The organism is Vreelandella sp. 162(4c) (assembly GCF_058152265.1).
Map to the genome: position 1 here is coordinate 4,328,676 of NZ_CM176981.1, position 21,202 is coordinate 4,349,877.

21 protein-coding genes are annotated in these 21,202 nt (G+C 51.8%); 11 read left to right on the top strand and 10 right to left on the bottom strand.

Annotation, left to right across the window (positions count from 1 at the left end; all coding sequences use genetic code 11):
* Positions 1–88 precede the first annotated feature (88 nt).
* Positions 89–655 carry a bactofilin family protein gene (locus AC4EYZ_RS19920; protein WP_152419273.1) on the top strand — a complete coding sequence of 189 codons (567 nt, stop codon included), beginning with the start codon at positions 89–91 and terminating at the stop codon, positions 653–655.
* 129 nt (positions 656–784) lie between these two features.
* Positions 785–2,464 (top strand): methyl-accepting chemotaxis protein, encoded by a 1,680-nt coding sequence (locus AC4EYZ_RS19925; protein ID WP_009287580.1) that lies wholly within the window; start codon positions 785–787, stop codon positions 2,462–2,464.
* Between the two features lie 89 nt (positions 2,465–2,553).
* Here the strand turns inward: AC4EYZ_RS19925 and AC4EYZ_RS19930 are convergent, their stop codons facing one another.
* Positions 2,554–3,321 carry a class I SAM-dependent methyltransferase gene (locus tag AC4EYZ_RS19930; protein WP_009287581.1) on the bottom strand — a complete coding sequence of 256 codons (768 nt, stop codon included), beginning with the start codon at positions 3,319–3,321 and terminating at the stop codon, positions 2,554–2,556.
* A gap of 233 nt (positions 3,322–3,554) precedes the next feature.
* On the opposite strand from AC4EYZ_RS19930, the gene AC4EYZ_RS19935 reads away from it, so the two are divergent.
* The 4 genes from AC4EYZ_RS19935 to AC4EYZ_RS19950 all read left to right on the top strand — a co-directional run bounded on the left by AC4EYZ_RS19935 (position 3,555) and on the right by AC4EYZ_RS19950 (position 6,752).
* Positions 3,555–4,046, top strand: a complete 492-nt coding sequence (locus AC4EYZ_RS19935; RefSeq protein WP_167522519.1) for a metallophosphoesterase family protein — start codon at positions 3,555–3,557, stop codon at positions 4,044–4,046.
* A 99-nt stretch (positions 4,047–4,145) separates the two neighbouring features.
* A complete protein-coding gene (nfsA, locus tag AC4EYZ_RS19940; RefSeq protein WP_159177089.1) occupies positions 4,146–4,877 on the top strand; it encodes an oxygen-insensitive NADPH nitroreductase in 732 nt (243 codons plus the stop codon).
* A 114-nt stretch (positions 4,878–4,991) separates the two neighbouring features.
* The gene (locus AC4EYZ_RS19945; RefSeq protein ID WP_022522575.1) at positions 4,992–5,957 is read left to right on the top strand and encodes a zinc-binding metallopeptidase family protein; all 966 of its coding nucleotides are present in this window, start codon (positions 4,992–4,994) and stop codon (positions 5,955–5,957) included.
* 135 nt (positions 5,958–6,092) lie between these two features.
* Complete coding sequence (locus AC4EYZ_RS19950) at positions 6,093–6,752, top strand: hypothetical protein (RefSeq protein ID WP_022522576.1); 660 nt, start codon at positions 6,093–6,095, stop codon at positions 6,750–6,752.
* 334 nt (positions 6,753–7,086) lie between these two features.
* Here the strand turns inward: AC4EYZ_RS19950 and AC4EYZ_RS19955 are convergent, their stop codons facing one another.
* Genes AC4EYZ_RS19955 through AC4EYZ_RS19970 form a run of 4 tightly spaced genes read right to left on the bottom strand, consistent with a single transcriptional unit; the run spans position 7,087 to position 12,149 of the window.
* Positions 7,087–7,590, bottom strand: coding sequence for a PEP-CTERM/exosortase system-associated acyltransferase (locus tag AC4EYZ_RS19955; protein ID WP_474191086.1), 504 nt, complete (start codon positions 7,588–7,590; stop codon positions 7,087–7,089).
* A gap of 45 nt (positions 7,591–7,635) precedes the next feature.
* Complete coding sequence (locus tag AC4EYZ_RS19960; protein WP_278370045.1) at positions 7,636–10,476, bottom strand: bifunctional diguanylate cyclase/phosphodiesterase; 2,841 nt, start codon at positions 10,474–10,476, stop codon at positions 7,636–7,638.
* 34 nt (positions 10,477–10,510) lie between these two features.
* Positions 10,511–11,737, bottom strand: a complete 1,227-nt coding sequence (locus tag AC4EYZ_RS19965; RefSeq protein ID WP_022522579.1) for a hypothetical protein — start codon at positions 11,735–11,737, stop codon at positions 10,511–10,513.
* Positions 11,706–12,149 carry a hypothetical protein gene (locus tag AC4EYZ_RS19970; RefSeq protein ID WP_022522580.1) on the bottom strand — a complete coding sequence of 148 codons (444 nt, stop codon included), beginning with the start codon at positions 12,147–12,149 and terminating at the stop codon, positions 11,706–11,708. Before AC4EYZ_RS19970 ends, AC4EYZ_RS19965 begins: the two co-directional genes overlap by 32 nt.
* A gap of 381 nt (positions 12,150–12,530) precedes the next feature.
* Here AC4EYZ_RS19970 and AC4EYZ_RS19975 point away from each other — a divergent pair, with 381 nt between their 5' ends.
* Positions 12,531–13,424: a dihydrodipicolinate synthase family protein gene (locus AC4EYZ_RS19975; RefSeq protein ID WP_474191085.1), complete on the top strand. Its 894-nt coding sequence runs from the start codon at positions 12,531–12,533 to the stop codon at positions 13,422–13,424.
* 57 nt (positions 13,425–13,481) lie between these two features.
* Here AC4EYZ_RS19975 and AC4EYZ_RS19980 read toward each other — a convergent pair whose 3' ends face one another.
* Together AC4EYZ_RS19980 and AC4EYZ_RS19985 are read right to left on the bottom strand one after the other, a co-directional pair.
* Entirely contained in the window at positions 13,482–14,417 is a 936-nt protein-coding gene (locus AC4EYZ_RS19980; protein WP_141440848.1) for a glycerophosphodiester phosphodiesterase family protein, read from the bottom strand.
* Between the two features lie 149 nt (positions 14,418–14,566).
* The gene (locus tag AC4EYZ_RS19985; RefSeq protein WP_041158240.1) at positions 14,567–15,109 is read right to left on the bottom strand and encodes a P-loop NTPase family protein; all 543 of its coding nucleotides are present in this window, start codon (positions 15,107–15,109) and stop codon (positions 14,567–14,569) included.
* A 105-nt stretch (positions 15,110–15,214) separates the two neighbouring features.
* On the opposite strand from AC4EYZ_RS19985, the gene AC4EYZ_RS19990 reads away from it, so the two are divergent.
* The 4 genes from AC4EYZ_RS19990 to AC4EYZ_RS20005 all read left to right on the top strand — a co-directional run bounded on the left by AC4EYZ_RS19990 (position 15,215) and on the right by AC4EYZ_RS20005 (position 17,998).
* Entirely contained in the window at positions 15,215–15,367 is a 153-nt protein-coding gene (locus AC4EYZ_RS19990) for a PQQ-dependent sugar dehydrogenase (protein ID WP_230803133.1), read from the top strand.
* Between the two features lie 179 nt (positions 15,368–15,546).
* Entirely contained in the window at positions 15,547–16,236 is a 690-nt protein-coding gene (locus AC4EYZ_RS19995; RefSeq protein ID WP_141440849.1) for a VIT1/CCC1 transporter family protein, read from the top strand.
* Positions 16,237–16,248: 12 nt separating this feature from the next.
* A complete protein-coding gene (locus AC4EYZ_RS20000; RefSeq protein ID WP_490203976.1) occupies positions 16,249–17,283 on the top strand; it encodes a T6SS phospholipase effector Tle1-like catalytic domain-containing protein in 1,035 nt (344 codons plus the stop codon).
* 85 nt (positions 17,284–17,368) lie between these two features.
* Positions 17,369–17,998, top strand: a complete 630-nt coding sequence (locus AC4EYZ_RS20005) for an SDR family oxidoreductase (protein WP_141440851.1) — start codon at positions 17,369–17,371, stop codon at positions 17,996–17,998.
* Positions 17,999–18,131: 133 nt separating this feature from the next.
* Here AC4EYZ_RS20005 and AC4EYZ_RS20010 read toward each other — a convergent pair whose 3' ends face one another.
* The 3 genes from AC4EYZ_RS20010 to AC4EYZ_RS20020 form a co-directional block, all read right to left on the bottom strand.
* Complete coding sequence (locus AC4EYZ_RS20010) at positions 18,132–19,607, bottom strand: sodium:solute symporter family protein (RefSeq protein WP_141440852.1); 1,476 nt, start codon at positions 19,605–19,607, stop codon at positions 18,132–18,134.
* Positions 19,600–19,824, bottom strand: coding sequence for a DUF3311 domain-containing protein (locus tag AC4EYZ_RS20015; protein WP_052475592.1), 225 nt, complete (start codon positions 19,822–19,824; stop codon positions 19,600–19,602). The genes AC4EYZ_RS20010 and AC4EYZ_RS20015 overlap by 8 nt, the downstream gene beginning before the upstream one ends.
* Before the next feature lie 80 nt (positions 19,825–19,904).
* Positions 19,905–21,098, bottom strand: a complete 1,194-nt coding sequence (locus AC4EYZ_RS20020) for a M20 aminoacylase family protein (protein ID WP_052475591.1) — start codon at positions 21,096–21,098, stop codon at positions 19,905–19,907.
* Positions 21,099–21,202: the final 104 nt, after the last annotated feature.

The window sequence follows — 21,202 nt, forward strand, 5'->3', positions numbered from 1 at the left end:
GTGAGTGGGCTTATTCACGCCGCCGCAATATAAAAGAGCGAGTATAACGTTAGCTGGGGCAACCACATCTAAAGCGGCAGGAAGCGGTATGGGCATTCAAGTATGGTTTATTGTGCTGGGCGTTGGCGTAATGACGCTGATCGTATGGGATGGCAAGCGCCGTAAGCTAAAACAGCGCGCTTTAAGCGCCGCAGGGAGACCACACAAAGCGCCTGCAGTGGATTCCGCTTCCATCTCAGAACACCCCTTTGAAGCAATGTCGCCACCTGAAGAAGCCTCCGCTGTGACGTCTCCCGCCATCCAGTGCATGCCAGGTGGCAGCCGAATTGGGTCAGCCACTCATATTTTAGGCAAAGTGATCGCCGATGAGCCTGTGCTCATTAAGGGCCGTTTGGAGGGGACTCTTATTGCGCCTAATCATCCTGTCTCTGTGACTGCCTCTGGCCACGTCGCATCGTATCTTGAAGGCAACAGTGTCGATATTGACGGAAAAATGGTCGGTACGCTTAAAGCCAACACTAAAGCCACACTGCTGTCTCGGGCGCGTATTCAGGGGATAGTCGAGGCGCCTAGCCTAGAGTGCATGGCGGGAGCTTGGCTCCAGGTGGATGTGGCTAAGAAGGTCAACCTACACAAAATTGCCATGGTGTCTTAACCGCTAGCTGCTACATCTGTCACGCTATTTATTATACCAACGTCTAGATTCGCTCTGCAGTGCTTCAGTTGGTTTTAACCTGGCCGATACCTAATTAAATGACTTATAAACGAAAAAGGGATCAACGGGATGAAGCACCTCTCTATTAAATGGAGCCTGACTGCTGCGTTAGCCTTGCTGGTGCTTATGATTGGGTTGATCAGTGGTCTTGGTTTTTTTGCTAATCACAATAGCTCTCAGGCGCTTGAAGAACTGACGGCTACCAACGTGCGGCTGACGAATTTAGCCAACCGCACGCAAGTCAATGCACTCAGAGCACAAACGTTTTTAGACCGCTCGGCAAGTTTTAGCACTCAGGGTAATCCAGAAAAGGGGCAGGAGAGCCTTGCCATGGCTGCAGAGGCGGTAGCTGAGGCAGAGGCACGTTTTAATGAGTTTCGTGCTGTGCCAATCAATCCTGAAGGCACACTTGCACCCCACCGTGATGCGATTATCAGCGCTTACAATGCCTTTGTGACAGAGGGCATTTCGCCACTGCTCGAGGCCGCCCCTTTCCAAATCCAGCGCAGGCAAGAGGAACTGGGAGTATTAAGCGCCGAGCTGGATCTGGCCATGAGCGGTTTTATTGCTTATACCGAAGAGCGTGGCGCTAGCGTTCTTCAGCAGGTCAATCGCTTGGCGACGACTATTGGCGTCATTGCGATTACCCTTTTAGTGATTTCACTGGTGGCCGTGGTGGTCATTCGGTGGGCAATGATGCGTAGCGTTGTAAGGCCCCTTCGGCGTGCCAGTGAGCATTTTGCACGGATTGCTGATGGTGATCTGACAGGTCAAATTGAAGATCGGGGCCGTAATGAAATTGGTCAGTTGTTCGGTGGCCTGGCGGCCATGCAGGAGAAGTTAAAACAGCTGGTGATAGCATTGAGAGGCAGTAGCGAACAGGTCTTCAGCGGGGCGGGTGATATCTCTGCGGGAAGCCAGGATCTCTCTTCACGAACCGAGCAGCAGGCCTCCGCGCTTCAGCAAACCGCTTCCAGCATGGAGGAGATGTCGACGACGGTAAGTAAAAATGCTGAAACGGCCGAAGAAGCGGATCAGCTCTCGGTGGCGGCGTCACAGTCGGCGGAGACAGGTGGTGAAGAGGTGGAGCGCACGGTGCAACTCATGCGTGAGATTGCAGCCAGTGCGAGCCAGGTAAACGATATTATCGGTGTGATTGACTCTATTGCCTTCCAAACCAATATTTTAGCGCTCAATGCATCGGTTGAAGCCGCACGTGCAGGCGAACAAGGTCGTGGCTTTGCCGTGGTGGCCAGTGAAGTTCGCTCACTAGCGACGCGAAGTGCTGACTCGGCCAAAGAGATTCGTAGCCTGATCGAGCAGACCACCACGAAGATTAACGGCGGCGCTGAACAAGCGGAGCGCAGTGGACAGACGATTTATCAAACAGTGGATGCGATTCGTCAAGTCACCACTCTGATGGGCGAAATTTCGACCGCGACGCGGGAGCAGAATAGTGGCATTGAGCAGATTAACGCTGCTCTTACTGAAATGGATTCGGTCACTCAGCAAAACGCAGCGCTGGTGCAACAAACCAGCTCGGCTGCTAGCGCTCTAGAGGGGCAGGCCCGTGAGCTGGCCGACTTGATGGCTACCTTCCGCATTGATGAGAGTGCTACCAGCGCTGTTGCGCTGACGCATAAGGACACTACTCAGCAGCAACAAGTTGACGGTCGTATTGAGCCAGCGCCACGCCAGCAGGCGACGCAAAGTAAAAAAGAGGCCGTCGATGAATGGGATGAGTTCTAGGTCTGAATTAACTACAAGCTGCCGGTGACAAGCGCACTTATCATCGGCAGCTTTTTTACATCTCAGCACACCTCAGAGGCAGCTATCGCTTACGCGCGGGCGGAAACGCGCAGACGCACATAATCTGCCGTCCAGTTTCCTTGCTCATCGCGTAGGCTGTGGCCCAGCAGCGTCAAGGTATTCTCAAGCACGGCATCGCGCACATCCTCGTCGAGCCCATGTAAGAACGGGCTAGCAAACGTCTCAAGCCATCCAATCATGCCGGTGGGCAGCGGAGTCGGGCGTGGAATCAGCTCAATGCTTTCTACTTTGAAACCGACGGTTTCCAGCAGATGGCCATATTCATGGGTGGTCGGGAAATACCACGGATGACGGCCGCGGGCGCTAATGCCCCGAAACTGGAGAGCGGCAATCAGCGCGGTGCAAATAGCGGCGACATTGCCATGACCACCGAACTCAGCCACAAACCGGCCTCCCGGCTTCAAGGCACGCTTAACGCCTGCGAGTACCGACTGAGGGTCAAGCATCCAGTGCAGCGCCGCATTGCTAAATACCGCATCAAACTCATGGTCGAAGGGCAATTGGTGGCCATCAACAACGCGAGCGGTAATGCCCCGTTGGCGGGCGGCATTTACCATCTCTTCTGAAGCGTCAACACCGAGAACGTCAGCGCCCAGTTGTACAAGGCGCTCTGTCAAAGAGCCGTCGCCGCAGCCAAGATCCAAAATACGTTCGCCGGGTTGAGGCGCTAACAGCTTGACCACTTCGCTGCCTAGCTTAGGTACAAAATTAGCATTCTGGGCGTAGTCGCTGGCATTCCACTCTTGCCCGGGTGCATTTTGAGGGGTATGGGTCATATCGGCTTCCTGGCGTCGTTATTATTCCGTCAAAATTCAGTTATCAACGTATAGCCATATCAGTATAGCTTGCTGGTGCCTAACTTATTAGATAGCCAATGAAAATCATAATAAATGACTCGCCAGCACTATCTATTTGATAACTTAGATATCGGCCTTGATAAGCAACTTTTAATAGTGGTCTAGTAAAAAAAGCTAGAATGACACCATTTAGCCGCTGGAAGAGGTTGTTAATGAGCCCATCTATGCCTTGCTATAGGGTTAATTCTCCCGTTGGAGTGATTGCCGATACCCACGGTTTGCTGCGTGATGAGGCACTTTGTCTGCTGCAGGGGTGCGAGCTCATTCTTCACTTGGGGGATGTAGGTAGCAAAGAGGCAGATAAAACGATTTTGCAGCGTTTGGAGACACTGGCGCCGGTGCATTGCGTTAAGGGCAATATCGATACGGCGGCGTGGGCGACGAGTTTACCGATACATCAGGACATCATTGTGAACGAGAAGCACCTGCGCCTTGTGCACCGCTTAGAGGATTACGACCCGAGGTTGGCTTGCGATGCACTTCTGCATGGCCACTCCCATAAGCCCCGCAATGAATACCAGGAGGGAATGCTGCTTTTCAACCCAGGTGCGGCGGGAAAGCGGCGATTCAAACTGCCGATTACCCTAGGCAAATTATGGATAGATCAATATGGCGTACGGGGCGCGATCATGCATTTGCTATAGCCATGTTTAACGCCATCCGCAATCCTGTCATGTTGTACAAATCTGTTACCCTGTTAGTTAGCTGTTTTAAATAAGCGTTATCAAGATAAGCGAGGTTCCATGAACGACGTTATTAAGCTGCTGAAATCCCACCGTTCGATCCGTAAATTTAGCGACCGGCCGATCCCGAAAGAATTGCTGCTGGAGCTTATCCAAGCCGGGCAGGGGGCAGCGACCTCCAGCCACGTTCAGGCGTATACGGTTATCCATGTAAAAGACCAGGCGAACCGTGAGCAGATAGCAGAACTGGCCGGTGGGCAAGGTTATATTGCCACCTGTGCAGACTTTCTAGTTTTCTGTGCCGATATGAAGCGTCCCACGGAGGCTTCAGAGCGCACCGGTGCAAACGTTGTGCGGGGCATGACCGAGCAACTGTTGGTAGCAACAGTGGATACGGCGTTGATGGCGCAAAATGTGGCAGTGGCGGCTGAGTCCGAAGGGTTGGGGATCTGTTATATTGGTGGTATCCGCAATAATCCCCAGGAGGTTAGCGACCTGCTACGCCTCCCCAAGCACGTGTACCCAGTGTTTGGTATGTGCCTCGGCTATCCGGATCAAGAGCCTGAAGTGAAGCCGCGCTTACCCGTGGAGGCGGTTCTGAAAGAAGACTACTACACTGAAGACGGCGAACAGGTAGAGTCCTTCGATACGACCATGCAGGCTTACTACCGGGCTCGCAGTAGCAGTAATAAAGACACCGACTGGTCTCGCAATCTCAAGCCTTTGTTCGATAACAAGCTGCGCCCCCATATGCGCGATTTTTTAATCAAGCAGGGTTTTGAAATGAAATAGTTTTGAAATGAAATAAAGTGCGCTGCACACTATTTTTAATAGGATTTTTGGAAAAGAGAACGCTCAGTCAATCGGTTGAGGTTCTATTTTCCTCGCTTTCAGGAGCTTTACCGTATGCGCGTATTTTCAAATCCCGTCGGTTCCGGCTCTCTATGGTTCGATAATCTCGCAACCGCAGATGGTACCCCCGTTGCCTACGACCCTCAGGCCCGGGCCTTTGTGCCAATGCCTCCTTTCTGTATTAACCGCGACATTATCGGTTGCAACTGGATTGCACCTGAAGAGGGAGCTTTTTGTCGTGCTTGTGCCATGACAGCGCTGGCTCCAGATCCTAGCCTTCCTAATGCGATTCCTAATTGGGCCAAGACTGAAGCAGCCAAACGCTGGGTGCTTGATAACCTCGGGCGTTGGCACTGGTTCCGCCCGGAAGATCCAGGCGCGCCGCCGGTTTTCCATTTGCTCGCCGAAGGCCGTACGCCTGTGCCGATGGGGCACATTGAAGGGGTGGTGACCATTAGTGTAGCCGAAGTAGACCCCGTACTAGTCACGACCCGTCGTGAAGCGCTTGAAGAACCCTACCGAACGATGATTGGCCATATGCGCCACGAAATATCGCATATGCTGTGGTGGCGGTTAAGCCTGCGGGAAGACTTTCTTGATGCTTTTCGTGAGATGTTTGGAGACGAACGTCAGGATTACACCGCAGCACTTCAGCGCCACTATACCGATGGCCCGCCGCCCGATTGGAAAGAGCGCTATTTAACCACTTATGCCTCTGCGCACCCTCATGAAGATTGGGCCGAGACTGCTGCTCACCTGCTGCATTTAACCGATATTGCCGATAGCTTTGCGGCATCAGATCTCTCTTCACCAGAGCTGCCTAGCCATCAATGGGAGCCGTATGCAGAGCCTGATGCAGAGCGCTTGATCTACGTGGCAGCTTCACTCACCGTGGGCGTTAATCATGTTAATCGCTCAATGGGCTTGCCGGATCTTTATCCCTTTGTCCTCTCAGAGACTGCCCGACATAAGCTCGCTTTCGTGCATGATTGGCTACGCCGAGGGGCGCAGGGGTTATGACCTGTATTGGCTACGTCGGCAATAGTGAAGAATTTTCGTCATAACCTATACTGCAGTTTAAGGATTTTTCCGTATACCAATAACAATAAAACCGATGGCGATTAGGTTATCGGCTAACCCGCATGGAGACTGCATATGACTCTTGATCGTGCTTACTACCTGCTAGCTGCTTTCTACAGTTTAATAGTGATTATTGGGGTAATTGCTATATTGGCTGGAGGAGGAACGCTGCTTGCCCCCATTCATTTGTTGTTAGGGGCATTGTCGGTGATTGGGCTTTGGGGGTATATCCTCAAGCGCGGGTTTATGAACCCGCGTATGTGGAGGCCTCTGGCCGGTGTGCTGGCGGTGGGTATCGTGATTCAAATGTTCATCATGCTGACAACGGCGCTTTCGAGCGTTTTATTAACCTGGATGCTGACCAGCAGTATTTTTTCGGTCATGCTGGTGATTATGCTCTACCGTTATGGTGACCGAGATCAACCTCTCTGGGCATCTGATGAAGAGCGCACTGCCGCTCGACAGCTAGACGTTTTATTAAGCGATAGCTCTCCATTAACGGCCATTAAGCGTGATGGAAGCCGCGAAAATAGCGTAAAAGTGACTAAATCTAATGGCGGCTATAGAGCAAGCGTGACTCGGCGTTCGCAAGAGGGCCAAGAGCGCTTCGAGGAGCGTTTCCAATATCCTGAAACGCTCGTGTTTTTCTTAGAGAAATTCACCAGCGTAACGGTTGATGATTTTAGATGTTCTGCTTCGTTGGATGATCGAGAAAGCGCCGCGGCCACGGTATAGATAAAATATTCAAGTTATTAGTGAGGTACTAACATCTTGAGCTAGCATTTCTTCTAGCTGGAGGGCCAGCGTTTGCTGTATGTGCAAGTAGAGGGGGAGCAATGATTTCTTTAATCCACTCTCTGCTTGTTGCTTATTGATGTAGTAAGCACTTCTTCTTCCATGGAAGTTGATTGTTTCGCCGACTTTGGTGAAGTGAAAGCCTGTCAGAGCAAGAAGTCGGGGCAAGCTAGGTTCCATCATTGCAAAAACTTGAATTTTACCTAGCTGCCTCCCTAAAGCATAGCCGGTGACAAATAGGCCTGTGGCTAGTAGTGGGAAGAGCTGCCTCTCTTCAGTAGAAAAAAAAAGTAGCATTGTGATTGGTAGTCGAGCTTTCTAAAGAAGTAGAGCTATCTTTAAGTTTTATTCTGAAAAGGCGATTCACAGCCAGTCGTGAAATTTCATAGTAACTGCCTTGGGCAAGTTTGTCGGGATGCAGCTCTGCGTGTGTAAGGCTTTGGCTGCCATAAGATTGTAATGGGAGCTGGTTAAGTGGATGAGGTCTGGAGGCCTGAGGCATAACCACCCGCACGCAGCCTGCCACTAGTCCTGTTCTGCGGTGTTCTATCAAACAATGAATAGAGTTTTGGTCATGGATATCAAATTCGAGTTTTTTTATGGGGTCGCTGGCTTCTTCGTACTCAAGTTCTTCGCAGTAAACATCATGTCTTAAACGATAAGCCAGTTGTTTCTCATGCTCAGTTATGCAGAGTTTGAATTTGAACTCTTGTATGAATCTTGTAATAAATACCGCTGACGCATCCTTGTTCTTCACTTGCAGTGGTAAAGCGCTCATGTACTATCCCTATTTAAATCCAGAGTTAAGTATAAACGGTATCCATTATTGAGCACTAATTCCACTAAATGCTTCGATGATTTTTATAGGCCTGCCTAAATGAAACCCCTGACCATAAGTTATCCCATAGGCCTTTAGTATTGGCAATAGCGCTTCTTGATCAACGAATTCAGCAATGGTTTGCTTGCCAAAACCTTTAGCGATGTCGGCAATAGCACGAACAATGACGCGGCTGTCAGGGCTAATCAGCAGGCTGCGAATAAAGGAACCATCTATTTTAATATAGTCGACGGGTAACTGCCCAAGGTAGTGAAAACTACTGAAGCCTACTCCAAAGTCGTCCAGTGCGGTACGGCAACCCAGGTCACGTACTGCTTGTAGTACGCCACGGGCGGTAGAAAAATCGGTTACCGCGGCAGTTTCCGTTACTTCCAATATAAGGTGGTGAGGATCAGCGCCGCTAGCCGTCAGCTCGTCTGCCAAGTATTGCTTCAACCCTCCGTCGTGAAGAGACTGACCCGAAAGGTTAACTGCCAGAGTGATACCTCGATCCTGCAATTGGCTAAGTGCTTTTAAACTGTGTCGCAATACCCAACGGTCGATTAAAATAATCTGCCCGCTTTGTTCGGCAATAGGAATAAAGTGCGCGGGAGAAATTAGGCTCCCGTCTGCGTCGCGCATTCTTAGCAACACCTCGTGGTGTTTTACGTCCTGATCTTCCAAACGCATGATGGGCTGCACCATCAACTCGAAGCTATCCTCCTCAAGCGCATTGTGTATGCGTTCAACCCAGTAGACTCGTGCTTGCAGTTCGTCTTTGGCATTCTCCGACTTGGAAAGTAAATGCCAGTGCTGAAGGCCACTCTCCTTCGCTTTGTACATTGCCACATCAGCGCTAGCCATTAGGTCAGCAGGCGTATTGCCATGGGTTGGAAACAGGGCAATACCAATACTGGCCGTTACTCGATGCCGCCGCTCACCCACAACGAAGCCGATACCGTCTAATAGTTGGACAATATATTGCGCGACACTGATGGCTTGATCGGCGTTGGTATCTTCTAATAGGAGAGAGAATTCGTCGCCACCTAGGCGTGCAATAACGCCGCGGGGGCCAAGGTTGCGGAAGAGGGTGTCAGCCACTTCACGAAGCAATTTATCGCCTACATGGTGGCCACTTAGCTCGTTAACCTCCTTGAACTGATTCAAATCCAGTAGCAATACTGCCCCTTTTGTCTTCGATGGGCGTTCAAGGGCGGTTTGCAGTGCATGTTGGAAGAAGCGCCGGTTGTAAAGTTCCGTTAGCGGGTCACGTTCGGCCAGCCACGTTAGCCGAGCTTCGGCAGCCTTACGTTCGGTAATATCCAGACCAACCGATATACGTGACACCTTGCCGTCATTACCCGTTTGTAACGGTGCATGGTACCAAGCGATAGTATGAGTCCTGTGATCGGGCGTACGGAGTGTTTTCTCCTCTTGCTGGGGATGGGAGAACGTATTCACCTTGGTAGAGGCACCTGCCTCGAATACATCAACAAAATGACGCCCGAGTAGCGAAGCTTCATTAAGTCCTAGCATCAACTGGGTATACTCATTGACCAAGCTAATTCGTCCAGTGTCATCCTGGGCAATGATAAATACCTGGGCCGTATCCAGCAGGCCATTAACGAAATCTCGCTCTTTGGCTAGCTCCCCAATGCGCACGGCTAGTTGGTCACCGCGCTCTTGTACTTCACTCTCTAACAATTCAAGTTGGCGTGAAAGCTCAAGGGTAATGCTCTCAAGTACATCGATCTCGTCGGGAATGCGGCGGCGGTGGTTGGGAATGGCGGCGTGTATATCGCTAAATTTTCCGTCAGCTAGGGCAGGAAGCAATCCAGCGACTCTACGCAGTCGAGCCATTGGGCCCAGCAGTATGACCAATAGCAGTAGTTCAGCGGCAATCCAGCCGAGTACGCCTACGAACAAGAGTGTGCGAGTATCCTGGTTAATTGCCTTAATTTGCTCGGTAATGTCTGATATCAGCAGCAAGTATCCGATATTGCTACGTTCATTATCCTCTTCCATGCGTACTGCGCTGAGTTCTAAATGTCTGCCATCATGTTCAAGATTTAATGGTGTTTCCATTAAACGGCGAACAGGAGCTGTATCTGACGCTCGCTGCAAAGGTGCTAGGGTTTGCTCTTCGCTTGTGAGGGCTAGCAGTTGACCATTCCATGATTTTAGCTCTCGAGTTGCTGTCATCCCGCTATCTTCAGTGGGCCCGGTGACAAGTAGTGCGACTTCACTGCCAGATACCTCCTTGGCCTGCCGAGTGACATCGGCTAGCGAGCGGGTCAGTACGACCATACCAACGCTTTCTCCCGCCACTAGCACCGGCACGGCAGCGAACTGTTGGCAGCTAGCTGAACAACGCAATGTAGTGAGTGGCTGCTCGGTGTGCATCACCCGCCTGATCCAACTCAGAATGGGAAGCTGCGTTTGTGTATTGCCGGTGCCCCAATTACCCAAGATTTGCCCCTGGGTATTAATAATTAATATTTCATCGATACCCGCCTCAAGCTGTAGAGCGGGCCACTGGGAGTCTAGTGCTTGCTCAACTGCGGCGGTATTACCTGCTTGCAAGGGCGAGCCTAAGCTTGCCGAGGCCGCGGTTAACCCTGCCAACTGACGTAAATTTTCCGATGAGCGAACTAGCGCTAAACGAATTTCTCGCTGTTGGCGTTCATAGTGCTGGCTTCGGCTTTCTTGAAACTGACGGGTAAGATTGTCGTGGCCTAGCCAGGTAAAGAGCGTTACCAGCGCCAGCAGCAGCAGGCTACTTAACGCGATGACCCGCCATGTCAGGCTAAGGCGTTGGGGCGTTCGGAAAAGGGTAAATGGTTTCATCGCGGTAGCGTCCTAGCCAGGATCGAGGTAAACGTCAGAAGCGCAGCGATAATTGAAACAACCACATGCTCCATCTTCTGCTGGTCGCTGATGAATCTGGATTATCCTGAATAGGCAGCCAACCCGTGCCATCGACATGGTGGTATTCACCTGCCAGCATGACTTGAGGGTGCGGCGTCCACTGCAGGCCAACGGTTAGGTCATCTGCGAATTGGGTATGGGCTGGAACGCTTCCCCCTGTACTCGCCTCGAAAGATTTACCGTTGCGGTCTGCGCGGTTGCTGGTAAGGCTGTCATAACGCATTAACCACTGCCAGTCATTTGCAAAACGCCGAGCGTATTGGATATACCAACTTTCCCCTGTCGTGTCGAAGTTTACAGAAGACTGATTGAAGTTTTTTAACCCTGAACGGCGCAGTGCGTATTCAGTCGTTACACTCCAGAGTTCTTGATTGTATTGGAGTGAAAATACCCAGGGTGTAAAATAAAAATCTCCGTCGCTGACACCTGATTGATGTGACTCTATTTGGGATCTCACGTTGGCATTGCTAATCGCTGCAACGACACGACCTCCATCATGTTCATAACGAACTTGGGCAATCGTAGACTGCTGAGGATCGAAGGTGCCTGATATACGCTGAAGTTGAAGCGTATCGCTTAAATCGTCACCAGCCTGAGGCTTTCCTAAGCCAAACTGTCCTCGTAGTACTCCGTTGCTTAATCTCTGTTCCAAATAGAACGTTAGGCCGTCACCTGTGAGAGCCATTGAGCGTGTTCGGTCAAAATAGATAGACTGAGGCAGTAAGATGCTGGGACGGGTAAATGCCACATCGCGGGTTTGATTATAAAATCCAAAAGGATTTTTAATCCGACCAAGCTGAACACCAAACGTACGCCCTTGGTCAGAAATCATTTGGTAATCAATGAGACCGTAATCCAGTTTAGGTTCTGCGTCGCTGCTATTGCCTCCAGCTCGACGACTTAGCACCTGAGCAGCAACGAGTACATCCTGATGGGGGCGTAAGGAGACGTTGAGGCCAATTTCGGTAAATTCTATGCTGCCTTCATCCTGGCTGCTCTGACCAAAAAAGTTGTTATTGTCAGTCACGACCAGCGCCTGACTAAGAAAGCCATGTACCTGTAAAGTATCCAGAGCGTGTTCGTCGCTTTGGGCGGGAGCAGATAAACCCATTACAACGGTGCCTAGCAAAGCGGCAAGGGCTCTGCATTCATTCCATCGAAATGACTTGGACTCTATCATCCAGATACTCCCTTTCAAGATACCCAATGGCACCCGGCGTTGAGGCGACGCGCTCGCGCATCTCTTCCTGGTCATTTACTCGGTCGGGGGCTTGACCGGTACCTGAAAAAACCATGCGATCCCAGGCTAATTGAAGTTGGTGCGGGTAAACCGCCAACTGCTCTTTGGTAAAGCGAGCATGTACTGGGTTGTTGTTACTTAAAACGAAAACCCTAACCGCTTGACCATCCGGCCAGGTGCGTTGGCGCATGGCGAAAATCGCGCGGGTAGTATCACGGTTCAGCCAGTGGGTAGTGACGTCAGGGTGAGCCACTAAAAAAAGCGGCGCTTCTCGAGCGATGGCATTCGTTGTTGCGAAAGCGAGCCCCACCAACACAATAAAAGTAGTCGCTGCCAGTAAGGCCAATCGCATTAGAGAGCCGCTTATAATGGGTAATGGCATTGGTAGTGGCTTACTGGTTGATTGATGAACGCCAGGTTCACCCGCGGTGCCGTTCTGCTCTGCGCTGAAAATGTGTATGTATTGATGACGTGTTCTCCCTCGCAGCACTAACGAGACTGTTTTTATATTCAGTCATGATGGTATGACTGAAAGATACACATCTAAAGCAACTGTGCCGTATCGATACGGCGTATACGCAAACACTACATCAATTCAAGAAAAATAACAGAAAGTTATGTCAACGAATAACGAGGATAAGCTGTGGCTATTCCATTACCGTATGCTTGTACATAATAGCTAATCGTCTGTGCGACACTGCGAATGCCATCCATCTTAAAAGGATCATCCACCATGTTCACCGGCCTAAGTGCATTCCCGCTAACCCCCATGAACGAGCAGGGCATTAATGAGTATGAGTTTGTCCGTTTAGTTGCTTATTTAGCTGAGGCAGCGGTGGATTCCATTGGCGTGCTGGGCTCGACCGGTAGCTACGCCTATTTAAACCGTGATGAGCGCGCCCGTGTTATTCAGCTTAGCGTTGAAAATGCAGTTGGCGCGCCTGTCATTGCAGGCATTGGGGCGCTACGTACTCGTGATGTGCTGGCTAATGCAGAACGCGCTCAGCAGGCAGGTGCCAGCGGCGTGCTGCTAGCGCCGGTCTCCTACCAAAAGCTCACCGACGACGAGGTCTTCGATCTATACGCCACGGTTTGCCAATCGCTGAGTGTGCCGCTCTGCGTGTACGATAACCCTGGCACAACCCATTTTGAATTTAGCGATGAGCTGCATGGACGAATCTCCCAACTGCCCCAGGTTCGCTCTATCAAAATTCCGCCGGTGAGCAATGATATTGACTCCGCAAAGGGGCGAGTGGCTGGGTTGCGCAAGCTGATTCCCGCTGATGTCACTATCGGCATCAGCGGCGACGCGGCAGCAGCCACTGGCCTAAATGCGGGATGTGATGCCTGGTACTCCGTTATCGGCGGGTTATACCCTAAAGCAGCGCTGGCGCTAACCCGAGCTGCTCAAGCAGGGGATGTTCAACAGGCCAAGGCGCTTTCAGACGGCCTTGAGCCGCTGTGGGCACTCTACCGTGAATACGGCGGTAGCCTGCGAGTGGCGGCTACCATTGCAGAAGTCACCGGCAAGGTGAGTCAGCCTTGCTTGCCCCAGCCGCTTAAAACGCTGCAAGCGGGCGATCGTAAAAGAGTAGAGCAGGTACTGGAGCAGCTTGGGCTTGAGTAAAACCTTGTAACAAAAACGCCCAGCCAAGGCCGGGCGTAATAAGCACTTCAATGATGATTACTCAACGAGCTTAAGCAAGCGGTCTGGATAATTGGTGAACAGGCCGTTTGCGCCCATTTCCATCAAACGCTCCATCTCATCGGTTTCATTAATAGTGTAAACGTGTACCGGCAGCCCATTTTCATTTGCTTGACGGATAAAGTCGGCATCAATGACTTCTTGGTCTTCGTAGATATAGTTAGTACCGATTCCCGACGCGTATTCCGCTACCGCCTGGAAGTCTTCATCATTAATCTCTGCTGGGCCCGGTGTCACGCCAGTCCACTCCACTAAACGCGATTCGTCCTCTTCACTGGGGTAGTACCAAACGAGCTGAATGAGCGGAATGTCGTCGTTTAGTTCCTGCACTTTTAATAGGCTCTCCTGCTCGAAAGACTGCACTAATACTCGGCCACTCTCGACCATGTCATGTTTTTCCAGCGTTTTTACCAGGGCTTCTTCCAAGCCTGGGTTTAGCTGCGGTGACTTGGTTTCAATGTAGTAGCGAGCATTGTGACCGAAACGCTCGAAAAGCTCATCCAGCGTGAGGATCTGTGCCCCTGCAAAGTCCGCGTCTGCTTTATCAGCATTGGCTTCATTGAACCAAGAGCCGGTATCCAGCGCTTTCAGCTCTTCCATGGTGTAGTCATTAATCTTGCCTTCACCGTCGCTGGTGCGGTCAATGGCGTCATCATGAAATACCACGACTTCACCATCGGCAGTGATTTGGGCGTCCAGCTCTAAGTAGTCGACATTCCACTCATGGGCCAATTCATAGGCCGCCATGGTGCTTTCCGGCGCGTGGCCGCTGGCCCCGCGGTGGGCGATCACTTGGAATGACTCAAGCTCTTTGAGCTGCTCCTCCAACGGTGTGGACTCCGCCAGCGCGGTGGTTGTGGCAGCACCAGCAAAAAGCCCCAGTGACATTGCGGCGAATAGCGAATGACGTTGCATTAAAGCACCTTAATTGAATGTTCGTTCAATAAGCGTACATGGCCTGGAGCGTTAAAGCCAAGTGACGAGAACTGTTCGGTGATTCATCGAGAGCCGAAGAGAGCAGCCATCAAGCGAATACGCAGTGGGGCTATATAGTCACCTAAGGGCTAGGTACCCACGTTGAGACTCTTCACCAACGCTTGCGCTTCTTTTATAGAGGTCAAACGTACAAATTGAATAGGCGCATAGCGTGGATTCACCATATCGGCAAAGTAGCGTTTACGATTTTGCCGCCACGTTTTTAGTGACCATAGTAGAACCGAATCACGGCTTAGAAATGTTTTGCGGAAGCTCTCGTGATTACCTGTACCAGGCCAAAGCTCCTCTTGGCTGATGATGCGTTTAACAGCACGGGTGAGGGCTTGGCTAAATACTCGCCAAAAGGGGTAGTCGATCCACACTACCATATCCACTTCGCGCCACTTTATATGCCGAGTGCGGTCAAAATTACCGTCCAGTATCCACTCTTGAGGTGAGGCTGCTAAAGCCTCTTCCAGCTCGGCGAAGAACTCATCGTCCGGTGCTCCTTGCCAGTTAGCGCGCCAGAATAATTGATCAAGCTGAACGCATGGGGCATTCAAGGCGTCTGCGAGCTGCTTTGCAAGGGTACTTTTGCCACTGCCACTCGTACCAACCACATTAATTTTCATGGGAGTTCTCTTTAGGTGGCGCGACATTTTAATGAGTGCTCCAAGAGGCAGCAAGGGCACCATACGGCGTCAAAGAGTACCCTGGTACCGTGCCGCCAATTTAGAATGGACGCGCCCTCTATTGCCCCCTCGGGGATAGCGCTTTACAGCGGCGAGCTGTTCCCTCAGTGGCAGGGCGATATACTGATAGGAGCGCTGGTAAATAAGAGGTGTGCCGGGTACGTTTATCTAACAATGGCCGCGAAGCCAGCGATGTAGAAGGCCTGTTTGGTGAGCTAGACGAGCGTATAAGAGATGTGCGGGTAAGGCCCAGAAGGTGAAGTGTACCTACTTACCGACAGCTCCGAGGGCAGGCTACTTCGAGTAGTGCCAGCAAAATAGTTCATGACCGTAGATGCTATTGTTGGCTTGGATGCGCCTCACAGAAAGGAAAGCCCATGATCCATTCAGAGCACCATCGATCTCACCGTTCCGGCTGGCTGCGTGCCGCTGTGATGGGCGCCAACGATGGCATCGTTTCTACTAGCAGTTTAATACTGGGGGTAGCCGCAGCCAATACCACTCAAAGCGGTATTATGCTGGCGGGTATTGCAGGCCTGGTGGCTGGCGCAATGTCGATGGCAGCGGGGGAGTATGTTTCGGTAAGCTCTCAATCGGACACTGAAAATGCTGATCTCGATATCGAACGCAAAGCATTGGCGGAGCACTATGAACTAGAGCAGGAAGAGCTTGCCGCTATCTATGAAACGCGCGGCTTGGCACCCGAATTGGCACGACAAGTCGCCGAACAATTAATGACCAAAGACGCCTTAGGCGCCCATGCGCGAGACGAGATCGGCATCACCGACCTCAGTCAAGCGCACCCCCTCCAAGCCGCACTCTCTTCAGCCGCCACTTTCACTATCGGCGCACTGCTACCGCTACTGGTCGCTTGGTGGGCGCCACCTTCACTGTTGATCCCACTGGTAGCGGTGTTCTCCCTGCTTTTTTTAGCCTTGTTGGGCGGCATAGCCGCCCGAGTGGGTGGAGCACCAATCCTAAAAGCTGCAGCAAGAGTGATGTTTTGGGGCGCTCTTGCGATGGCATTAACCTCCGCCATCGGACATGTGTTTGGAGTGATGGCTTAACGGAGATGAACCATGGCAAATATCGTGGTATGCGCCGATGGCACCTGGAACCGTCCTGAAGAAGACCTGGAAAATGACTTTCCCACTAATGTGCTGCAGCTGGCCCGGGCGATCAGCCCTGAGACACAGGAGGCAAAGCAGCATGTGTTTTACGACTGGGGGCTAGGTTCTTATCACAATAGCCTTAGCGCGGGGGCTACCGGCGCCGGAATTCATAAAAACATCCTTGATGGCTACCGCTATATCGTTCAAAACTACGCCCCCGGTGACAACATTTACCTATTCGGCTTCAGCCGTGGTGCCTATACCGTGCGAGCGCTTAGTGGGTTGATTAATAACTGCGGCATTCTCAAACGAGCAGAAGCCCGATTGATCGTTGAAGCCTGGAAAATCTATAAAAGCCCAACCAGAACCAACCATCCCGCGGGTAAAGCCGCTTGTAAATTCCGCGCCGATTACAGTCACCCTGCTCGGGACGTACACTTTATAGGTGTGTGGGACACCGTCGGCGCACTGGGCATCCCGTTTAGCATTATGGGCCTGTTCGAGAGCCACGATGAGTTCTACGACACCAAAATGGGCGCCAACGTGGCCATTGCTCGCCACGCCCTAGCCATTGACGAGAAGCGGGAAGATTTTATTCCCACTATCTGGACGCCCAGGCAAGGCGTAGACCTCAAGCAAGTCTGGTTTGCAGGTGTACATGCAGATGTCGGCGGATCCTACAAACCAGACAAAAGTGGCATTCAAGCTTCTGACACACCTCTTGCCTGGATGCTGGATGAGGCAAATACTGCCGGTTTAATCACCGAGTCACATATTCGCGACAACCTAACCGACGGTGCGAAAGGCCAGATTCACAACTCCCGCAAGCATGTCTATCGCTTTAAAAAACCGTTAGATAGACCACTCGTGCTTGATGACACCCTGATGCTAATTCATCCCAGCGTAAAAGCCCGCTATGAGCGCGACGCTAACTACCGGCCTCCCTACTTAAAAGCGTTGGTGGAAGAGTACGGGTGGCAGGGGCTCACTGTGGGTAAGTGAATAAATGGGTAAGAGATCAGTACGGGTTGAATTTCGCCTAAGTGCCTGCATTGATAGAAGGGTAAGCAATTCACAAGGAGTCGTTATGACAACGTTAGTGATTGGCGCGAATGGACAGATTGGCAAGCAGTTTTGCGAACTGGCCCAAAAAGCGGGCACGCCTATCAAGGCGATGATCCGCAGTGAAGAGCAGGCAGCCTGGTTCAAAGAGCGCGGCATTGACAGCGTGCTAGCCGATCTAGAAGGTGAGTTTGAGCACGCCTTTGACGGCTGCGACCAAGTGGTCTTCACCGCGGGGTCAGGGCCCCACACCGGGCCGGATAAAACCCTGATGATTGACCTTTTTGGCGCCATTCGTACTGCCAATATCGCCAAGCAAAAAGGTCTCTCCCGCTACATCATGATCAGCGCTATGCGGGCAGAAAACCCTATGGAAGCGCCCGAAAAGCTGCGCCCCTATATGGCTGCTAAATTTGCCGCCGATGCCCACCTTCGCAACAGCGGTATGCCCTACGTTATTCTCAAGCCAGGGCGTTTGACCGACGAAACCGCCAGCCAGCAGTTTGCCAGTTCATTGGATGAAGCAGGCGACAACCAAATCTCACGAGCCAATGTCGCCCATGCACTGCTGCATGTGGTGCAAACTTCAGGTGTGACCAACCAAGAGTACCTACTATTGGACGGTAAGCGTTCGATTGGCGAGATTATTCAATAATTGGTGTGGTGGTCACTACTCAATGCACATTTGCGTACTTATTTGCCCACGCTTCAATTAAGTAGAAATACTCTTATGCATCAAGAGGTGGCTGCTGCCACCTCTTGATGTTGACTGCATTTTATTTCACAGATCAAGTGTTAGTGCCGAGAGCTTGAGCTGGCGAACACGATGATGCGCTTCGCATTGCTAAACTCACGCTAATGAATACGGCTGTATTGACTACTAAGCCGCAGAAGCCAGCATGCCAGCCGAATGGGGTGCTAACACCAAATTGAAATAATAGGGTCAGTGCAGCACCTATTGCCAAGCCAGCGAAAGCGCCAGCACGGGAAGCGCGGCGCCAGAACAATGCGCCCAGTAGCATGGGTAGTAACTGCACCACGATGCCATAGGCGCCGAGCAGTAGGTCAACCAATGAGCCGGGATTGACAAGGGCAAGTAGGTAAGCCGCAAGTGAGATTAGCACCACGCCGTAGCGAGTCAATTTGAGCGCCTTATTGTCTGGCATGTTGCGAAGTGCTGGTAAGTGCTGGCCCACGTCGCGTACCAGAATAGTAGCGGAGGTATGAGCTAGGTTTGCAGCAGTAGACATGGCAGCGGCCAGGGCGCCGGAGAGAGCTACGCCTATCAGCCAAGCCGGGAAGTCAGCTAGCTCAACTACCAGCGTTAGCAATACTCGATCGGCGGAGTCAAGCGGGCTATCCTCCAACAGTAGAACCCCAGCAAAACCAATAATTAGTAATGGTATCAACAGATAGCTGTAAAGAGGGTAGAGCACGAATACCCGCTTGAGGGTTCGCTCACTGCGAGCACTATAGAATTTCATGAAAATGTGCGGCCACATTACGCAGCCTAGAGCACTTACCAGAATAGCCGTAGAGAAAGCGCCCCAGCCCATGCCGCCTGCGCCGGGCATGGTTAGGTATTCAGGGGCTTCTCGCTGTAGTTCGCGGAACATCTCGCCGACCCCACCAAAGAATTGGTCAGCCGTCGCCAAGCCCAGAAACCACGCCACGCCCACCATCATCACGCCCTGAAGTAGGTTGGTCCAACCGATACCTTGCAAGCCGCTTGCATAGACATAGGCAGCTACCACGCCACAGGCGAGTAAACTGCCGAGCCAGAAGGGAATGGTGCCAGAGGTAGCAGCCTCGAAGAGAAGTCCTGCACCGGCGATCTGAATGGTCAAATAGGGAATCATTGCTAGCACGCTAACCACGCCGATAAATAGGCCTAGCAAGTTGCCGCGGGTTGGGTAACAGGCAGAGAGGAACTCCGCTTGAGTCAGGAAACCATGGAGGCGGCCGAGTCGCGAAATGTAGGGGGCGATCAACCACCACACGATTACGGCCAGTGCCAGGTAGGCGATAATATAGAGTGCTGGAGCTCCTTTGCTGTAGGCCCAGCCAGGTGCACCCAAGAAGGCGAAAGCAGAGAATATCTCCGCTCCGAGAATAAAGAACAGCACCAGTAAACCCATGTGTCGTCCACCGGCCACATACCCTTCCAGAGAGGAGTTTTGATTGTGGCGTGCGCTTAGCCCCACTGTTAGCACAATCAGTAGGTAGGCCAGGGTAATGGTGGTGATCAGCAGTGAATCACTCATCGTCCACCTCCTGCGCGGCATCACTACGATAGGCAATGACCAGTCCCACGAACAGGGCAAACACCCAGGCTACATACCAGAACAGGAAAAAGGGCAAACCGATTATCATCGGTTCAATACGATTCGCTACCAGTGCACCGGGCCAGATCATGGCCAGGGCACAGACAGTAAAGTAAATCAGCATTCCCCTAGAAGGGAGCGAGGGCTGAGTTTTCATGTGCATACCTCGTTTTTATGAAGTTGTATGGTTGTTTCGTTATGCTTTTGTAGAGTTATAAGTAGTTGCGTTAGCCTTAGTCAGTTCGCAACGAGCGCGTTAAGGCCTATCGCTAAAAGCAACCGGCAGCCGGTGGGAATAATGTCGTCATTAAAGTCATAACGAGCGTTATGAAGTGGCGGTGTAGTGTCGCTCTTCGCTGTGCCGAGAAAGAAGTAAGCCCCAGGGCAGCGTTGCAACATGAAGGAAAAATCCTCACCGCCGAGGCTGGGAGCAACGTCGCGTATTAGGGCCGACTCGCTGAGTGTTTGCACAATGCAGGCTTCCACATGACGGGTTTCTGCCTCGGTATTGATCGTCGCCGGAAATATGCGCTGGTAATCGACGTCAATGTCACCGCCATGGGCGATTGCTACCCCTTCACAAACACGGCGAACCATATGCTCCATGCGATCCTGAGTATCAACATCAAGGCTTCTCGCTGTACCGCTGATGTGCACCTCATCAGGAATGATGGCGAAGCCGTCCAGGTCGCCACCCTGCAAACCGCATAGACTCAAGGCGGCGGGCGAGAGTGGATTAATATCACGTGCGACCACGGAGTGCAGGCTTTGAATAAGGGCGCCCGCCATACGAACAGGATCCGTCGATAGATGAGGGTTGACGCCGCCATGGCCTCCTTTGCCGCGTACACGGATATCTAGACGGTCGGTGGCCGCCATGATCGCGCCGGGTCGAATAGCCACTTGGCCTGCAGGTAGCGAAGGCCAGTTATGTAGGGCATAAATCGCCTGCATAGGAAAGCGCTCAAATAGGCCCTCTTCAACCATTGCTCGGCCGCCACCCAGGCCCTCTTCGGCTGGCTGGAAGACGAGATGAAGAGTACCCGCGAAGTCACGATGTTCAGCTAGGTAGCGAGCTACACCGAGCAGTAGAGTGGTGTGGCCGTCATGACCACAAGCATGCATCCGGCCGGGCACTGCTGAGGTATAGCTGTGTTCGTTTAGCTCCTGGATAGGCAGTGCGTCCATATCAGCACGAAGACCAATATGTCGTCCGTTGTCAGGTCGTTTTCCCGTCACGGTCGCAACGATGCCGGTCTTACCGATGCCGGCTTCAAAGGGCAAGCCGAGACGTTCTAGTTCTGTCGCGATGAGCTTGGCCGTTTCGTGTTCCTGAAACCCCAGCTCCGGGTTGCGATGTAACTCGTGTCTTATCTGGATCAGTTCAGCGTGATGGCGCTCGAAGAAGTTTGGATCAATGAGTTCTGTCATAGTCAATTCGCATGGTTGAAGATGGCCTTTTTCATCTTGGTTGTTTCGGTGATATAGAGAAAATAGTTTTTTTATTAGCTTTCCATACTAATATTGGATGGATT

Bases quoted from the DNA above. Each gene is read 5' to 3' on its own strand.
- AC4EYZ_RS19920 (WP_152419273.1), top strand. From the start codon at position 89: ATGGGCATTCAAGTATGGTTTATTGTGCTGGGCGTTGGCGTAATGACG.
- AC4EYZ_RS19925 (WP_009287580.1), top strand. From the start codon at position 785: ATGAAGCACCTCTCTATTAAATGGAGCCTGACTGCTGCGTTAGCCTTG.
- AC4EYZ_RS19930 (WP_009287581.1), bottom strand. From the start codon at position 3,321: ATGACCCATACCCCTCAAAATGCACCCGGGCAAGAGTGGAATGCCAGC.
- AC4EYZ_RS19935 (WP_167522519.1), top strand. From the start codon at position 3,555: ATGAGCCCATCTATGCCTTGCTATAGGGTTAATTCTCCCGTTGGAGTG.
- nfsA (WP_159177089.1), top strand. From the start codon at position 4,146: ATGAACGACGTTATTAAGCTGCTGAAATCCCACCGTTCGATCCGTAAA.
- AC4EYZ_RS19945 (WP_022522575.1), top strand. From the start codon at position 4,992: ATGCGCGTATTTTCAAATCCCGTCGGTTCCGGCTCTCTATGGTTCGAT.
- AC4EYZ_RS19950 (WP_022522576.1), top strand. From the start codon at position 6,093: ATGACTCTTGATCGTGCTTACTACCTGCTAGCTGCTTTCTACAGTTTA.
- AC4EYZ_RS19955 (WP_474191086.1), bottom strand. From the start codon at position 7,590: ATGAGCGCTTTACCACTGCAAGTGAAGAACAAGGATGCGTCAGCGGTA.
- AC4EYZ_RS19960 (WP_278370045.1), bottom strand. From the start codon at position 10,476: ATGAAACCATTTACCCTTTTCCGAACGCCCCAACGCCTTAGCCTGACA.
- AC4EYZ_RS19965 (WP_022522579.1), bottom strand. From the start codon at position 11,737: ATGATAGAGTCCAAGTCATTTCGATGGAATGAATGCAGAGCCCTTGCC.
- AC4EYZ_RS19970 (WP_022522580.1), bottom strand. From the start codon at position 12,149: ATGCGATTGGCCTTACTGGCAGCGACTACTTTTATTGTGTTGGTGGGG.
- AC4EYZ_RS19975 (WP_474191085.1), top strand. From the start codon at position 12,531: ATGTTCACCGGCCTAAGTGCATTCCCGCTAACCCCCATGAACGAGCAG.
- AC4EYZ_RS19980 (WP_141440848.1), bottom strand. From the start codon at position 14,417: ATGCAACGTCATTCGCTATTCGCCGCAATGTCACTGGGGCTTTTTGCT.
- AC4EYZ_RS19985 (WP_041158240.1), bottom strand. From the start codon at position 15,109: ATGAAAATTAATGTGGTTGGTACGAGTGGCAGTGGCAAAAGTACCCTT.
- AC4EYZ_RS19990 (WP_230803133.1), top strand. From the start codon at position 15,215: ATGGACGCGCCCTCTATTGCCCCCTCGGGGATAGCGCTTTACAGCGGC.
- AC4EYZ_RS19995 (WP_141440849.1), top strand. From the start codon at position 15,547: ATGATCCATTCAGAGCACCATCGATCTCACCGTTCCGGCTGGCTGCGT.
- AC4EYZ_RS20000 (WP_490203976.1), top strand. From the start codon at position 16,249: ATGGCAAATATCGTGGTATGCGCCGATGGCACCTGGAACCGTCCTGAA.
- AC4EYZ_RS20005 (WP_141440851.1), top strand. From the start codon at position 17,369: ATGACAACGTTAGTGATTGGCGCGAATGGACAGATTGGCAAGCAGTTT.
- AC4EYZ_RS20010 (WP_141440852.1), bottom strand. From the start codon at position 19,607: ATGAGTGATTCACTGCTGATCACCACCATTACCCTGGCCTACCTACTG.
- AC4EYZ_RS20015 (WP_052475592.1), bottom strand. From the start codon at position 19,824: ATGAAAACTCAGCCCTCGCTCCCTTCTAGGGGAATGCTGATTTACTTT.
- AC4EYZ_RS20020 (WP_052475591.1), bottom strand. From the start codon at position 21,098: ATGACAGAACTCATTGATCCAAACTTCTTCGAGCGCCATCACGCTGAA.